The following is a 14,459-nucleotide window of genomic DNA, read 5'->3' on the forward strand; positions in this document are numbered from 1 at the left end:
TTTCCTACCTTTGAAAGGTGTAACAGAACATTTGCCATATGAAACTGAGTCAATCGTCCCTGTCCCAACTCGGGAATACCATCAAGAAAGCAGTGAGCAGATACAATTGTGCCTGCGAACAGACTATTGTGACCGATATCCACCTGCAAGCCACCCCCACTTCCGGCGAACTGGTTATCTTCAACGATGAAGACGAAGAGCTGGCCCGGACCACCATTGAAGAATGGATCAACTACGAAGGGGAAGACTTCAACAGCGATACCGAACGTACGCTGTCGACTCTGCTGAATGAAATGAAAAGCGCCGGCGACTTTGACCAGATGACAAACCTGAAGCCTTTCTCTTTTGTACTGGTAGACGAAGACAAAGAAACGTTGGCCGAACTGCTTCTGATGGACGACGACACCCTGATGGTCAGCGATGAACTGCTGAAGGGACTGGACGAGGAACTGGACGAGTTCCTCAAGAAACTATTGGAATAAACTTTTCTGCATACTCAAAAAGAAAGCTCCCCTCCCCATCCGCCGCATGGCGAAACAAGGAGGGGAGCTGTTTTTTACTGACGGCCCAGCCAGTCGTGCAAAGCCGCCACATCGGCTTCCGGACGGATGCGCCCTTCTGGCAAAGCCTCCAGCGTAAACTTGGAAAGCAACTTCTCCAGACGGGCCAGCTTCCCTTTCTCACCCTTCCGGATAAACTCCTCCCGCAGGATGCGTACTTTCTCACACACCTGCACGCCTTCCATCATCCGCTCAAAACGTATGCTGCTCCGCGGACCCGGATAGACGCTGTAGGTGTCGCCTGCCGCCCACGTGCGGAAACGCGAATCGCGCAGGGGATCGGCCGTCCAGCTGTTGAAGGACCAACGCAGGTAACCGTCATATCCCTCGGCTACCGCATGGAGCATGGTCCACACGGCCTCGGCCGGACGGGAGAAAGTGAATGTATTCGGGAATGCTTCCACACAACACGTATAATAGGTGCTGACCTGTCCTCGAGCCTCACGGGCCTTCTTCACATCAGCCGGGAATTTCTGTCCCAAAGGAATGCAATAATAAAACAAATCCGATTCTATTTCGGGATGATAGTTACCCGCTAACGTAATTTTAAACTCCGGATCAGCCGCACGAACCACCTTGATAGCCTCGCGCATGGCCTCCATGGGACGCTCGTCCATCGAAATGGCCGTGCGCTCGAACCAGCCCTTCTCGCGCAGATGACGGGCAAAGTCCTTCAGGAAAGTTCCCCAATACTCTGCATAGGCCACATCGCCCGGCTTGGCATCCACAAACAGGACACGGTTGGTGGCTTCATCGTAATAATCGAAGTGCAAGGCCCAGGGAATCATGGTATAACAACTGATCAGTCCCTGAAGGCCGATGTCCTCGGTCATGAACTCCACCCACTTGTCGAACACAGCATAACCGAACTCCCACGAGCCGTCCAGCTTCCTGATGCGGGTCACCATGCTGTCGAAGGGGTCTTCCGTCTGCCCGTTCCAAGGCTTGTGCATGATGCTGGCCGTAATGGCCTTCTGGCCCGCATCGGCCAACATCTTCATGATGGGACGCATGGCGTCGAAATGCTCCTTGCTCCAAAGCGGCACCTGGTAATAGCGCGCCACCGCATAAGGGTTCTGCCACAGGTCCAGATTGAACTTCCAGTCCTGCGGAGCCGGAAGCGTACGGTTCACCACCTTCACTTCGAAAGGCAGAGACATCGGTTCCATACCCTCGGCACTGACCATTAGACGTGATCGATACGTACCGGCCTGGACGTCAGCCGGAACCCAAACGCTCAACCATATCGGCTGCGAACAACGTTCCCTGATATCGAGTTCCTGCGCGATGTCGAGCACATCGGCCACCAACGAGGAATCCCACTGGGTCTTGTCGGGCCGATTGCCGCAACCGCCTTTCCCGTCCTTGTTCAGCTCGTCGGTCATGACGTAGCGCACAAAATTCGTCTTCACGGCCGAAGCGGGAATGACCGAACGGCCGTTCTTCAGTTCGCTGACTTCCACACGCACGTTCTTCAGGGCCTGTCGGGTCCAAAGCACAGCCTGCGCATGCACCCGCTCGCCTTTCCAGGCTGTCATCCGGGTACTCCCCTTGCGGGTCCCTTCAGGAATGCTCAACTTGGGATAACGCACATCGACACTGCCCCAAGCCAAAGCCGTCGGACGCTGCATCTTGTTCCAAACGGCCTCTCCGTCGTGGGGCTTCGTATCCGTCAATTCTTCATAAGCGCCCAACGGATACTGCTCCGCGGGCTGCTGGGCACTGCACCACAGACTGGCAGAGAGTGCCCACACCCATAATAATCCTTTCTTTGTCATGGTATCTTTTATTTCAGAATATCTTCCAACTTCACTGCCTGGAACAAGATATGGGCCGTGCTGCTCTCGTAGAGAATGCCGACCGTTTCGCGGTCGATCATCGTCAGACACGAATAGCCCCAGCTGCCGCCTTCGTCCAGCATCAGCCGGTTCTCGGGCAGCCACGTCAGGCCATTGTCCAGACTGGCCTTGATGGTCATGCGGTGGCGGTTCTTCGGGCTGTCGGGGTTGGAGAACAGCAAGAGCGGCTTGCCTGTCACATTGTCTTCGGCCGCCACATGCAGCAGGCTGGCCATACAAACGGGCTCTACCAGCGCCTTGCGTGAAGAGGGATGCTCTTCCCACGTAGCCCCAAAGTCGCGGGTCACCGCTACGGCACGACTGCCTCCACGATTGTCGCGCATGTTCAGCATCAGTACGCCCGGCTCCACTTCTGCCACCTGCGACTCGGTGGTGTTGGTGCGGGCCGGCTGGCTGATGTGCCACGTCTTGCCGTGGTCCTTGCTATAGATGATGCAGGCACAGGGGATGCGGTCGGCACCGATGAACTGGCCGGCGAAGACCAGGGTGCCGTCGGCCATCGAGATGCCCCGACCCGGTCCCTGCAAGAGGAAATACCATTCGGGCGACTTCACCTGTTCCGTAATATTGATGGGGTCGGACCACGTCTTGCCGTCGTCATCGCTCTTCACCAGCATCAGCTGGGCCGTCTGATCCAGCGTCATGCCCTGACCCGAATTGTTCCAGGCACGTGCGTTGCCCATGCCATGCGTCCAGGCCGCCATAATCCAGATAGTACCCTTCTGCTTGTCCACCAGGATGGCCGGATCGCCCACACCGTTCTGTGCCTTGGGCAGCCCGCCATACTCGCCGAAGCTCATGGGTATCTGCATTTTCTCCCACGTCTGCCCGCCGTCGGTACTGCGACTCAGACCGATTTCAATGTATTCCTGCAGGTCGACACTGTTATTGTGGCGTACGTCATAGACGGCCAGCAGCGTACCCTTGTTGCTGGTTACGAGGCCAGGAATGCGGTAGGCGGCCACACCGTCGTCGCCCGCCTGACGGACACCGAAGCCCATCCGATGGACACGCGGACCGTTGGCCAGCTTCAGCGGAGCGGCCTGTCCGTCGATTTCAACCGAAGCCACCGAGGCCGAGAACTTGGAAAGCAGCGATGCCTGCGGCTTCATCTGGAGGCTGATCCAGAAATAATTGATGCCCGGATAGAGTGTCTGGTTCACGTCAAACACCACTTCACGGCCGGGCGAACGGACTTCGCTCTTCAATACAGAATAGGAAGGATTGGCCGCACGGGTCTGTCCTACGGTATAGGCCGACACATAGGCCACAGGAGCATAATATCCCTTGCCGCTACGCTCCACGCACTCCGTACCGCCATAGTACAGTTTGACGGCTTCTACCTGAGTCAGGTCGACCGCTTCGCCCAGGTCCAGAAGGACACGGTCCAGCTTCTTGCCTTCGCCGTTGTCGATGCGCAGGTGGAACAGTTCGTTGTCCTGACGGTCTATCAGAACGGGGATATTGGTTTCGCGGATGAATACCGTGTCGGTGACGGTGGAAATGGCTCCCCATGCGGGGCAACACAAGACCGCCAGCAACAAAAGTGAAGTGATTTTTCTCATGATACAATGGTTTTAAGATGATACAAAACAAACGTCGGGCTCTGCTTTCCTGTAACAGAAAGCCGCACCCGACGTTTCTATATTTATTAGCTACGAGCTACAAGCTACGAGTGATGAGTGACAAGCCGGAAAACTCGTAGCTCGTAGCTCGTCACTCATCACTACTTCACGCTTTCTTCAGCGCAGCGATGCTTTCCTTCAGCGACTTGATGATGCTTTCGGCATCGGCCTGCTTCTTGCGCTCCAGCTCGATGACGGCGGCAGGAGCGTTGTTCACAAACTTCTCGTTGCTGAGCTTCTTCAGTACGCCTTGCAAGAAACCTTCCTTGTGCTTCAGCTCGGCTTCCATGCGGGCGATTTCAGCTTCCACGTCAATCATGTTGCCCAGAGGTACGGCATACTCCGTCGTGCCTACCATGAAGGCGGCGGCGCCGTCGGCCTTGGCCTCGACCACGGTGATGGACGAGAGGTTACACATCTTCGTGATGACGGCGTTGAAGGCGGCTACAGGGTTCTCGCCCACGGCCTGCAACTCCAGCGCTTCCTTCTGCGCAATGTTCTTCTGCAAGCGGATGGAGCGGACGTTGCTGATGATTTCCTTCACAACCTCGAACTGCTGCACGAGGGCTTCGTCCACCGGTCCCGGAGCGGCCATGGGGCTCACCATCAGGCTATCGCCGTCCTTGCGGTCCACGATATGCTGCCACAGCTCTTCAGTGATGAAGGGCATGAACGGATGGAGCAGGTGGAGCAGGTTGTCGAAGAAACCGATGGTCGTGTCATACACGGCCTTGCTGATGGGCTGGCCGTAAGCAGGCTTGATCATCTCCAGATACCAGCTGGAGAACTCGTCCCAGAAGAGCTTGTAGACAGCCATCAGGGCTTCGCTCAGGCGGTACTTGCTGAAGAGGTCGGCCACTTCGGCGGCTACGGCGTTCTGCTTCGACTCGAACCACTTCATGGCCAGGGCGGCAGCTTCGGGCACTTCGACGTCGGCGCTCACTTCCCAACCCTTGACGAGACGGAAGGCGTTCCATATCTTGTTGTTGAAGTTACGGCCTTGCTCGCACAGGGCATCGTCGAAGAGGATGTCGTTGCCGGCAGGAGCCGAAAGCATCATACCCATGCGCACACCGTCGGCACCATAGCGTTCGATGAGGTCCAGCGGGTCGGGCGAGTTGCCCAGCGACTTGGACATCTTGCGTCCCAGCTTGTCGCGCACGATACCTGTGAAGTATACGTTGCGGAAAGGCATGTCGCCAATGTATTCGTATCCGGCCATGATCATGCGGGCCACCCAGAAGAAGATGATGTCCGGGCCTGTCACCAGGTCGCTCGTCGGATAGTAGTATTTGATTTCCTCGTTGCCGGGGTTGTTGATGCCGTCGAACAGGGAGATGGGCCACAACCAGGAAGAGAACCACGTGTCGAGGCAATCTTCGTCCTGACGCAGGTCTTCCAGCTTCAGGTCGGCCTTGCCGGTCTTCTCCTTGGCCAGTTCGAGCGCCTTCTCGGGCGTCTCGGCCACCACGTATCCGCCTTCGGGCAGGAAGTAGGCAGGAATGCGGTGTCCCCACCACAGCTGGCGGCTGATACACCAGTCCTTGATGTTCTCCAGCCAGTTCTTGTACGTGTTCTTGTACTTGGCGGGATAGAACTTCAGTTCGTCGTTCATGACAGGCGGCAGGGCCATGTCGGCAAAGTGCTGCATCTTGAGGAACCACTGCATGGAGAGCTTCGGCTCGATGGCCACGTTGGTACGCTCGGAGAAGCCCACCTTGTTGGTATAGGCCTCCACCTTCTCCAGCAGGCCGGCGGCGGCGAGGTCTTTCTCAATCTGTTCGCGCACGTCGAAGCGGTCCATGCCTACATAGAGGCCGGCTGCTTCGCTCAGGGTGCCGTTATCGTTGAAGATGTCGATGCTCGGCAGGTTGTATTTCTCGCCCAGCATGTAGTCGTTCACGTCGTGGGCAGGCGTCACCTTCAAACAGCCCGTACCGAACTCTACATCCACGTAGTCATCCTGAATGACGGGGATGACACGGCCTACGAGGGGCACGATGACTTTCTTGCCCTTCAGCCACTGGTTCTTGGGGTCGGCAGGGTTGATACACATGGCCGTATCGCCCATGATGGTTTCGGGACGGGTCGTGGCCACTACGGCATAGCGGCGGCCCTGGGCATCGCGGTGAACCACTTCACCCTCGGCACCGGTCTCGCCCGACATGTCGTCGTCGGCCACGTAGTATTTCAGGTAGTAGAGCTTGCTGTGCTCTTCCTTATAGATCACTTCCTCGTCGCTCAGGGCGGTCAGCGCCTTGGGGTCCCAGTTCACCATGCGCACGCCGCGGTAGATGAGCCCCTTGTTGTAGAGGTCGACAAAGACCTTGATGACGCTCTTGCTGCGCATCTCGTCCATGGTGAAAGCGGTACGGTCCCAGTCGCACGAAGCGCCCAGCTTGCGGAGCTGCTTCAGGATGATGCCGCCGTGTTCTTCGGTCCATTCCCAGGCATGCTTCAGGAACTCCTCGCGCGTCAGGTCGGTCTTCTTGATGCCCTGCGCGGCCAGTTTGTTCACCACCTTGGCTTCGGTAGCAATGGAAGCATGGTCGGTACCCGGCACCCAGCAGGCGTTCTTGCCTTCCATGCGGGCGCGGCGCACCAGGATATCTTGAATGGTATTATTAAGCATGTGTCCCATGTGGAGCACACCGGTGACGTTGGGAGGCGGGATGACGACGGTGTACGGTTGACGGCCATCGGGTTTCGAACTGAACAGTTTGTGGTCCAGCCAATACTGGTACCACTTTCCCTCTACGTCGGCGGGATTGTACTTACTTGCTAATTCCATTTCTCTTTAAATCTATAAAATTAAAATTGTTTGCGATTATGGGCACAAAATTAGTAATTTATTGCTTTCCATCGGCAAAAGCAACGGAAAGATTTGTCTATCTTTGCGCAAAGACGGCGGTTTTGCTCCGGTTCAAACGGAGTATACCGTCGGTTCAAAGGCTTTAAACTCTCAGTTTAAACGGACTAAACTGACAGTTTAAAAGCATTAAACTGACAGTTTATCGCTATTAAACCGGCAGTTTATTTTCTGCAAACTAAAATAAACTGATAGTATGCTGACATTCAATACTCTAAGAAATACGTCGAAAGGCGGCGACAGGACTGCACGCCCTTGGTGGAAACGTCTGAAGAAGCGCCACTTTGTACTGATGGCACTGATACTTATAGTGTGGCTCGTTCAGCTCCTGCCCGCCGCCGGAGCCTGCTACGCCCGATACATTTACCCCACCATAGCCCGCGTGCTGACCGCCGTGTCCGACCTCATCCCCTTCGCCGTGGGCGACCTCTTCATTGCCCTCAGCATTGCCTGGCTCGTTGTCTGGCCTTTTTACGCCCGCCTCCGCCGCAAGAAGCCCTGGCGGCGCATCGCTGGTCGCGAAGTGGAGTACCTGCTCTGGATTTACGTCTGGTTCTACCTGGCCTGGGGACTGAACTACTCGCAACCCGACTTCTACCAGCGGACAGGCATCGCCCGCACGGCCTACACGCCCGAGAACTTCGCCCGCTTCACGGACGCCTACATCGAACGGCTGAACGCCTCATATACGCCTGTAGACAGCATCGACACCGACGTGGTGCGCACAGAGGTAGTACGCGGCTATCGGGCCATCAGCCTCGCGCTGGGCGTACTTCCGCCCACGACCGACCGCCCGCAGGCCAAGACGATGCTCTTCACCCCCTTCATCTCGATGGTGGGCGTCACGGGCAGCATGGGTCCCTTCTTCTGCGAGTTCACCCTGAACGGCGACCTGCTGCCTGCCGACTATCCCGCCACCTATGCCCACGAGCTGGCCCACCGCCTGGGCATCACCAGCGAGGCGGAGGCCAACTTCTACGCCTATCAGGTATGCACCCGCTCCAGCGTACCCGCCCTGCGCTTCAGCGGCTACTACTCCATCTTCTTCCACGTGTTGGGCAACGCCCGCCGTCTGATGGACGAGGCTGCCTACCAGGCACTTGTAGAGAACATCCGCCCCGAAATCATCCAACTGGCCAAGGACCATCAAGCCTATTGGTCGGCCAAGTACAGCCCGCTGGTCGGCGCCGTGCAAGACTGGATCTACGACCTCTACCTGAAGGGCAACCAGATAGAAAGCGGCCGTCAGAACTACTCCGAGGTGGTGGGGCTGCTCATCTCGTACGAAACGGCACGAAACGCAGAAAATCCATAAAATCTTCGTACCTTTGCGAAAAAGAATTTAAACTGAAGAACCATGCAACATACCCGTAAAGAACAGATGGAAGCCTTCGGACGCTTCCTCGACATCCTCGACGAACTGCGCGAGAAATGTCCCTGGGACCGCAAGCAGACCAACGAAAGCCTGCGCCCCAACACCATCGAAGAAACCTACGAACTGTGCGACGCCCTGATGCGCGACGACAAGCAGGACATCTGCAAGGAGCTGGGCGACGTCCTGCTGCACGTGGCCTTCTATGCCAAGATAGGCAGCGAGACGGATGACTTCGACATCAAGGACGTATGCGACCGCCTGTGCGAGAAGCTCATCTTCCGCCATCCGCACGTCTTCGGTAACGAAAAGGCCGAAACGGCTGCCCAGGTTGTGGAGAACTGGGAGCAACTGAAACTGAAGGAAAAAGGTGGAAACAAAAGTGTATTGGCAGGTGTACCCGCTGCCCTGCCCTCGCTCATCAAGGCCTACCGCATACAGGACAAGGCCCGCAACGTAGGCTTCGACTGGGAAGAGCGCGAACAGGTGTGGGACAAGGTGAAGGAAGAAATCCAGGAGTTTCAGGCCGAAGTGGCCAACATGGACAAGCAGAAAGCCGAAGAAGAGTTTGGCGACGTGCTGTTCAGCCTCATCAACGCCGCCCGCCTCTACAAAATCAACCCCGACAATGCACTGGAGCACACCAACCAGAAATTCATCCGCCGCTTCAACTACCTCGAGGCACACACCCTCAAGGAAGGCCGCAACCTGCACGACATGACGCTGGCCGAGATGGATGCCATCTGGGAGGAAGCCAAGAAACTGGAAAAGGAGCAATAAAAATGCAGCCTCCCGACGCTGAAGCCCTTTCAACATCGGGAGGCTGCCTACCTCTTGAAAACTGAAATCAGTCTGCTATAGTCGGAAACGTCCTTCTCACTTCTTGGGAGCAGGCCCTTTTCCGTTCTTCTTACCATTCATGCCTTTCAACAGCTCGCGGTGGAAGCGCATCTCGGCACGCTGTATCAGATAGATCTTCTTATTGGAAAGTATCTTCTGGAACTTCTTCAGATACGTCTGCTCCAGTTCGCTGGAAGCGACCCTCGCATCGTATACGCCGTCCAGGATTTCGCCGTACTGGCTCTCTGTCGTATTCTCGTTCTTGCCCTGACGCAACAGTTTCCAGGCATTGTCATTCAACTTCTGCTTGCGGTCCTGCAGTTCGAAATACAGGGGAAAGAATTTGGCAGCCTCAGCCTGGGTCAGCCCGGCCTTCTCAGTCAGGAAAGCCTGCTGCTTGGCGCGAAACTCTTCCTTCGTCAGCCGCTGGCAGATGCCGTCATTGGCCCACACCGACAGCATCAAGCCGAACAGGGCAACCATTAAAACACTCAACTTTTTCATTGTTATTCTTTACAAGTATTGATTATTCTGCATTTTCATCGCTCAGATAGACGTACAGCGAATAATCGTCCATCATCGTATTGTCTATCGCCGTACTGATGTACTCCAGTTCGACATCCGTATCCTCGGCAGCCATCTGCTGCCTGCCTTCCGACGCGCTGTCGCCCGGCGAAGCTACCCGTATGATCAGAGCGGCCCCTACAAACATGGCAGCCATGTAAAGCCAGGGCCTGACCTTCTCCCACGTGGTAGGCTCACGGCGGACATCGTTCTTTTCTTTCTCGGGAAGACGGCTCATCAAGTCTGAAGTGAATCCTTCGAAATACCCTTCCGGCACACGGAACGGGTTCTCCGTACCAACTTTCTTCAGCAAATTATCTTCTTCTTTCATAAGCTTTTCTCCTTTCATTCAGATTAGACTATGGTTTGAGGCAAAGGTTTAAAATTCATCTTCAAAAAACTTTTCGATTTTTTTCACCGCATGATGATAAGAAGCCTTCAGTGCTCCGACCGACGTGCCGAAGATCTCGGACATCTCCTCGTACTTCATTTCCTGGTAATACTTCAGGTTGAACACCATCCGCTGCTTTTCGGGCAGGGTCAGCAAGGCTTTCTGCAACGTCGTCTGTATCTTGTCGCCCGAGAAGTAGGGGTCGCTCTCGAGCTTCTGCAGCACATCGGCCTCGGGGTCGTCCAGCGAGACGGTAGCCTGTGCCCGTTGTTTGTTCAGGAAAGTCAGACATTCGTTCAGAGCGATGCGGTAGAGCCAGGTGGAGAGCTTGGCGTCGCCGCGGAAATAGTCGATGTTGGTCCACGCCTTGATGAACGTGTTCTGAAGCAGGTCGTTGGCGTCCTCATGCGAATATACCATACGGCGAATCTGCCAGTACAGCTGTTCGCTGTATTGGGCCACAATCATTTCAAATCCGCGCCGTTGTGTCTTCTCGTCCTGCAACAAGGCCAGCACTTCGCGCTCATTATAGGGAGTATTCATATACTTTTATCCGCATTTGTAGATTTTAGACGGCCAAAGATACAAAAAGTTTAATTAAATCGGTACGCAAAGCGTTTCTTTCGCCAGCATGGTTTCAGGAAAGACGGCGCGGGCCTGCTCCAGCAACAGGTCTTCGTTGTCGTAGCGTGCCGAGAAGTGGCCCACCAGCAGACGCTTCACGCCTGCCTCGCGGGCAATGGCGGCCGCCTGCGCGGCCGTGGTATGGAAGGTTTCCTTGGCACGGGGAGCGTCTTCCTCGACAAAGGTGGCTTCGTGAAACAACAGGTCCGCTCCCCTCACCTGCTCCACGACTGATGCCAGCGGAAGGGTGTCCGAACAGTAGGCATAACTGCGCGGAGGGTCGGACGGACGCGTCAGGCGTTCGTTGGCAATCACTTCGCCGTCGGGCGTCACATAGTCGGCCCCGTTCTTGATGCGGTTCAGTTCGTAGACAGGCACCTCATAGAAGTCGACCATCTCGCGGACGATGTGGCGGGGACTGGGCTTCTCGGCAAAGAGGAAGCCGCAGGTAGGCATCCGATGACGCAAGGGGATGGTGGTGACCGTCAGCGAGCGGTCTTCATAAACCACCGACGGCTCACGGGTATCGAACGCATGAAACACGACCGCATAGGTCATCTGACGGTTGAAGAAGTCGAGCATCGGCTTCATCAGCTCCTCCAACCCCTGGGGCGAATGGATATGGAGCTCGGCTGTGCGTCCCAGCAGGTTCAGCGTGGAAATCAGTCCCAGCAGGCCGAAGCAATGGTCGCCGTGCAGGTGGGAGATGAAGATGTGGTTCAGACGCGAGAACTTCAGGCGCGACTTGCGGAACTGCAACTGCGCCCCTTCGCCGCAGTCGATCATGAACAGCTTGTCGCGGACGTTGAGTATCTGCGACGTCGGAAAATGGCGGGTGGTGGGCAGGGCCGAACCACAGCCCAATATATGTAACTCAAACTTCTCCATAACGCCGCAAATTTAGGCATAAATCGCGATTCATGCCGCCTGTCACCCACAAAAAAAAGAGAGTGCATCCCGCGGGGGACACACTCTCCTCTCATTAGATTATATCAGAAGTACCTTATTTCTTCTTGCCTTCCAGTTGCTCTTTCAAAGCAGCCAGTGCGTCGATGTCGCCCAGCGTAGTGGAAGCGGCCTGGTTCTGGATTACAGGGATTTCTTCCTTCTTGCTGTTAGACTTCTTGGCAGCCTTCTTCTCGGCTCTCTCTTCTGCCTTGGCAGCATCTTCGAAGATGCGGCTGTGAGACAGGATGATGCGCTTGGCGTCCTTGTTGAACTCGATGACCTTGAACGGCAACTTCTCGTCAAGCTGAGCCTGAGAACCGTCTTCCTTAACGAGGTGCTTCGGAGTGGCGAAACCTTCCACACCATAAGGCAGAGCTACAACAGCGCCCTTGTCCAGCATTTCGATGATGGTACCTTCGTGTACGGAACCTACCGTGAATATCGTTTCGAATACATCCCAAGGATTCTCTTCGAGCTGCTTGTGGCCGAGGCTCAGACGACGGTTTTCCTTGTCGATTTCGAGAACGACAACGTCGATGTCGGCACCGATCTGAGTGAATTCAGAGGGGTGTTTGATCTTCTTCGTCCAAGACAGGTCGGAGATGTGGATCAAGCCGTCAACACCTTCTTCTACTTCTACGAATACGCCGAAGTTAGTGAAGTTGCGAACCTTGGCAACGTGCTTGCTGCCTACAGGATACTTCTCTTCGATCGTTTCCCATGGATCCGGCTTCAGCTGCTTGATACCCAGAGACATCTTGCGCTCTTCGCGGTCCAGTGTCAGGACTACAGCCTCTACTTCGTCGCCCACCTTCATGAAGTCCTGAGCCGAACGCAGGTGCTGGCTCCAAGACATTTCAGATACGTGGATCAGACCTTCTACACCCGGAGCGATTTCGATGAATGCACCGTAGTCGGCCATAACGACCACTTTGCCCTTCACGTGGTCGCCCACCTTGAGGTTCGGGTCGAGGGCATCCCAAGGATGCGGAGTGAGCTGCTTCAGACCCAGAGCGATACGCTTCTTCTCGTCGTCGAAGTCGAGGATAACGACGTTCAGCTTCTGGTCGAGCTCTACTACTTCGTGCGGATCGCTTACGCGGCCCCAAGACAGGTCGGTGATGTGGATCAGACCGTCTACGCCACCCAAGTCGATGAACACACCGTAGGATGTGATATTCTTGACAACACCCTCGAGTACTTGACCCTTCTCGAGTTTGCTGATGATTTCCTTCTTCTGCTGTTCCAGCTCAGCCTCGATGAGAGCCTTGTGGGAAACAACGACGTTCTTGAATTCCTGGTTGATCTTGACAACCTTGAATTCCATGGTCTTGCCAACGAATACATCATAGTCGCGGATAGGCTTCACGTCGATCTGAGAACCCGGCAGGAAGGCTTCGATGCCGAATACGTCTACAATCATACCACCCTTTGTGCGGCACTTGATGTAACCCTTGATGATTTCCTGATTTTCCAAAGCAGCGTTGATGCGGTCCCAAGAACGGGTTGCACGGGCTTTGCGGTGCGAAAGAACCAGCTGTCCTTTCTTGTCCTCCTGGTTTTCGATGTATACTTCTACCGTATCACCTACCTTCAGGTCGGGATTGTAACGGAATTCACTCATCGGAATGATACCGTCTGATTTGTAACCGATGTTCACAACTACTTCACGCTTGTTCATTGCGATTACGGTACCGTCTACAACCTCGCGGTCGTTTACCTTGCTCAGCGTGTTGTCATACGCCTTCTCCAAGTCTTCGTGGCTCACATTGGTTGTTGCTTCGCCATTCTCATACGCATCCCAGTTGAAGTCTTCAACCGGAGCTACCTTATCAAATTTTTCCATTAATAAATAAGTTGTTGTTAATAAATTAATTAAGTGAGACTTTATGTTGACTCAATAAATCGGGCGCAAAGATAGGAGTATTTTCTTGAACGACAAAACGTTCGGTGCGAAATTTATCGTCAGAAATCCGGTCAGGGAGCACTTTTCATACGACAAGTGCCACTCTGCCGGCCGAAAGCAGTGCTTTGGCAGACAGAAATGGCACTTTTAGGGGAAAGAAAGCAGTGCTTTCAGTTTTTCAGATAATAGGTGACGGTCGTCACTACACGCACGCTCTTTATATAAGGTGTGTTGCTGTCGCGGTCGCTGATGGTGAACTGCCCCTGCGAAGCGTTTCTGATTTTCCCCAGCTTGCTGTCCGAGTCTTTGGCAAACTTCTCAGCGGCCGCGCGGGCGTTCTTCGTGGCTTCCTCGATCATCTGAGGCTTGATGTCGTTCAGCCCCGTAAACTCGTAGGACACGTTGTAGCGATAGTCACCGCCGGCGATGGCGATGCCCTGCTTCAGCAGTTCGGCCTGTTCGGTCATCAGCTTGCGCACGTTGTCCACGTTCTTCGACGTCACGGTGATGACCGACGTGGCGTTGTAGCGGTAGTTCACGTTCTGGTTGGCATAGCGCTCGGCCTCCATGTCGATGATTTCGGGCGGGGCGATGCTGATCTCCGCATCGCTGATGCCGTTGTTCTTCAGGAAGGCGACGATGGCCGCGTTCTTCTTCTCGATGTTGGCGTAGATGACGGCGGGGTCGTTGCCGATATCCTTGTGCACCAGGGGCCACACCACCTTGTCGGCCGGCACTTCCATCTCGGCCAGTCCCTTGACGGTCACCACACGCTCTCTGTCTCTGAAGTCATTGATGCCGCCCCTCAGCATCCAGCCGAGCAGCAGCAGTCCCACTGCCATGATGGCAGCTTCCAATCTCCAATTTTTCATGTACGTTCGTTTTTAAAAGTTGTTTTGCA

General features: G+C 55.1%; 12 protein-coding genes. 3 read left to right on the top strand and 9 right to left on the bottom strand.

Annotation, left to right across the window (positions count from 1 at the left end; genetic code table 11):
• Positions 1–38: 38 nt before the first annotated feature.
• Positions 39–482: a hypothetical protein gene (locus BQ7483_RS06210; protein WP_022020841.1), complete on the top strand. Its 444-nt coding sequence runs from the start codon at positions 39–41 to the stop codon at positions 480–482.
• A 74-nt stretch (positions 483–556) separates the two neighbouring features.
• Here the strand turns inward: BQ7483_RS06210 and BQ7483_RS06215 are convergent, their stop codons facing one another.
• The 3 genes from BQ7483_RS06215 to BQ7483_RS06225 all read right to left on the bottom strand — a co-directional run bounded on the left by BQ7483_RS06215 (position 557) and on the right by BQ7483_RS06225 (position 6,835).
• Complete coding sequence (locus tag BQ7483_RS06215; RefSeq protein ID WP_022020842.1) at positions 557–2,338, bottom strand: DUF4091 domain-containing protein; 1,782 nt, start codon at positions 2,336–2,338, stop codon at positions 557–559.
• An 8-nt stretch (positions 2,339–2,346) separates the two neighbouring features.
• Positions 2,347–3,984 (bottom strand): sialidase family protein, encoded by a 1,638-nt coding sequence (locus tag BQ7483_RS06220; RefSeq protein ID WP_072545248.1) that lies wholly within the window; start codon positions 3,982–3,984, stop codon positions 2,347–2,349.
• A gap of 166 nt (positions 3,985–4,150) precedes the next feature.
• The gene (locus BQ7483_RS06225) at positions 4,151–6,835 is read right to left on the bottom strand and encodes a valine--tRNA ligase (RefSeq protein WP_072545249.1); all 2,685 of its coding nucleotides are present in this window, start codon (positions 6,833–6,835) and stop codon (positions 4,151–4,153) included.
• 370 nt (positions 6,836–7,205) lie between these two features.
• On the opposite strand from BQ7483_RS06225, the gene BQ7483_RS06230 reads away from it, so the two are divergent.
• Together BQ7483_RS06230 and mazG are read left to right on the top strand one after the other, a co-directional pair.
• The gene (locus BQ7483_RS06230; RefSeq protein WP_072545250.1) at positions 7,206–8,228 is read left to right on the top strand and encodes a DUF3810 domain-containing protein; all 1,023 of its coding nucleotides are present in this window, start codon (positions 7,206–7,208) and stop codon (positions 8,226–8,228) included.
• Between the two features lie 42 nt (positions 8,229–8,270).
• Positions 8,271–9,065, top strand: coding sequence for a nucleoside triphosphate pyrophosphohydrolase (mazG, locus tag BQ7483_RS06235; protein ID WP_072545251.1), 795 nt, complete (start codon positions 8,271–8,273; stop codon positions 9,063–9,065).
• 96 nt (positions 9,066–9,161) lie between these two features.
• Here the strand turns inward: mazG and BQ7483_RS06240 are convergent, their stop codons facing one another.
• The 6 genes from BQ7483_RS06240 to BQ7483_RS06265 all read right to left on the bottom strand — a co-directional run bounded on the left by BQ7483_RS06240 (position 9,162) and on the right by BQ7483_RS06265 (position 14,430).
• Positions 9,162–9,629: a hypothetical protein gene (locus tag BQ7483_RS06240; protein WP_072545252.1), complete on the bottom strand. Its 468-nt coding sequence runs from the start codon at positions 9,627–9,629 to the stop codon at positions 9,162–9,164.
• Positions 9,630–9,651: 22 nt separating this feature from the next.
• Entirely contained in the window at positions 9,652–10,020 is a 369-nt protein-coding gene (locus tag BQ7483_RS06245) for a hypothetical protein (RefSeq protein ID WP_072545253.1), read from the bottom strand.
• A gap of 48 nt (positions 10,021–10,068) precedes the next feature.
• Positions 10,069–10,623 carry an RNA polymerase sigma factor gene (locus BQ7483_RS06250; protein ID WP_072545254.1) on the bottom strand — a complete coding sequence of 185 codons (555 nt, stop codon included), beginning with the start codon at positions 10,621–10,623 and terminating at the stop codon, positions 10,069–10,071.
• Positions 10,624–10,677: 54 nt separating this feature from the next.
• Positions 10,678–11,592 (bottom strand): ribonuclease Z, encoded by a 915-nt coding sequence (locus BQ7483_RS06255; protein ID WP_072545255.1) that lies wholly within the window; start codon positions 11,590–11,592, stop codon positions 10,678–10,680.
• Between the two features lie 115 nt (positions 11,593–11,707).
• Entirely contained in the window at positions 11,708–13,498 is a 1,791-nt protein-coding gene (rpsA, locus tag BQ7483_RS06260; RefSeq protein ID WP_072545256.1) for a 30S ribosomal protein S1, read from the bottom strand.
• 230 nt (positions 13,499–13,728) lie between these two features.
• Entirely contained in the window at positions 13,729–14,430 is a 702-nt protein-coding gene (locus tag BQ7483_RS06265; protein WP_022020852.1) for an SIMPL domain-containing protein, read from the bottom strand.
• Positions 14,431–14,459 lie beyond the last annotated feature (29 nt).

This window comes from Mediterranea massiliensis, assembly GCF_900128475.1.
GTDB lineage: Bacteria > Bacteroidota > Bacteroidia > Bacteroidales > Bacteroidaceae > Bacteroides > Bacteroides massiliensis_E.

Coding starts and splice junctions, on each gene's coding strand:
- BQ7483_RS06210 (WP_022020841.1), top strand. CDS start 39: ATGAAACTGAGTCAATCGTCCCTGTCCCAACTCGGGAATACCATCAAG.
- BQ7483_RS06215 (WP_022020842.1), bottom strand. CDS start 2,338: ATGACAAAGAAAGGATTATTATGGGTGTGGGCACTCTCTGCCAGTCTG.
- BQ7483_RS06220 (WP_072545248.1), bottom strand. CDS start 3,984: ATGAGAAAAATCACTTCACTTTTGTTGCTGGCGGTCTTGTGTTGCCCC.
- BQ7483_RS06225 (WP_072545249.1), bottom strand. CDS start 6,835: ATGGAATTAGCAAGTAAGTACAATCCCGCCGACGTAGAGGGAAAGTGG.
- BQ7483_RS06230 (WP_072545250.1), top strand. CDS start 7,206: ATGGCACTGATACTTATAGTGTGGCTCGTTCAGCTCCTGCCCGCCGCC.
- mazG (WP_072545251.1), top strand. CDS start 8,271: ATGCAACATACCCGTAAAGAACAGATGGAAGCCTTCGGACGCTTCCTC.
- BQ7483_RS06240 (WP_072545252.1), bottom strand. CDS start 9,629: ATGAAAAAGTTGAGTGTTTTAATGGTTGCCCTGTTCGGCTTGATGCTG.
- BQ7483_RS06245 (WP_072545253.1), bottom strand. CDS start 10,020: ATGAAAGAAGAAGATAATTTGCTGAAGAAAGTTGGTACGGAGAACCCG.
- BQ7483_RS06250 (WP_072545254.1), bottom strand. CDS start 10,623: ATGAATACTCCCTATAATGAGCGCGAAGTGCTGGCCTTGTTGCAGGAC.
- BQ7483_RS06255 (WP_072545255.1), bottom strand. CDS start 11,592: ATGGAGAAGTTTGAGTTACATATATTGGGCTGTGGTTCGGCCCTGCCC.
- rpsA (WP_072545256.1), bottom strand. CDS start 13,498: ATGGAAAAATTTGATAAGGTAGCTCCGGTTGAAGACTTCAACTGGGAT.
- BQ7483_RS06265 (WP_022020852.1), bottom strand. CDS start 14,430: ATGAAAAATTGGAGATTGGAAGCTGCCATCATGGCAGTGGGACTGCTG.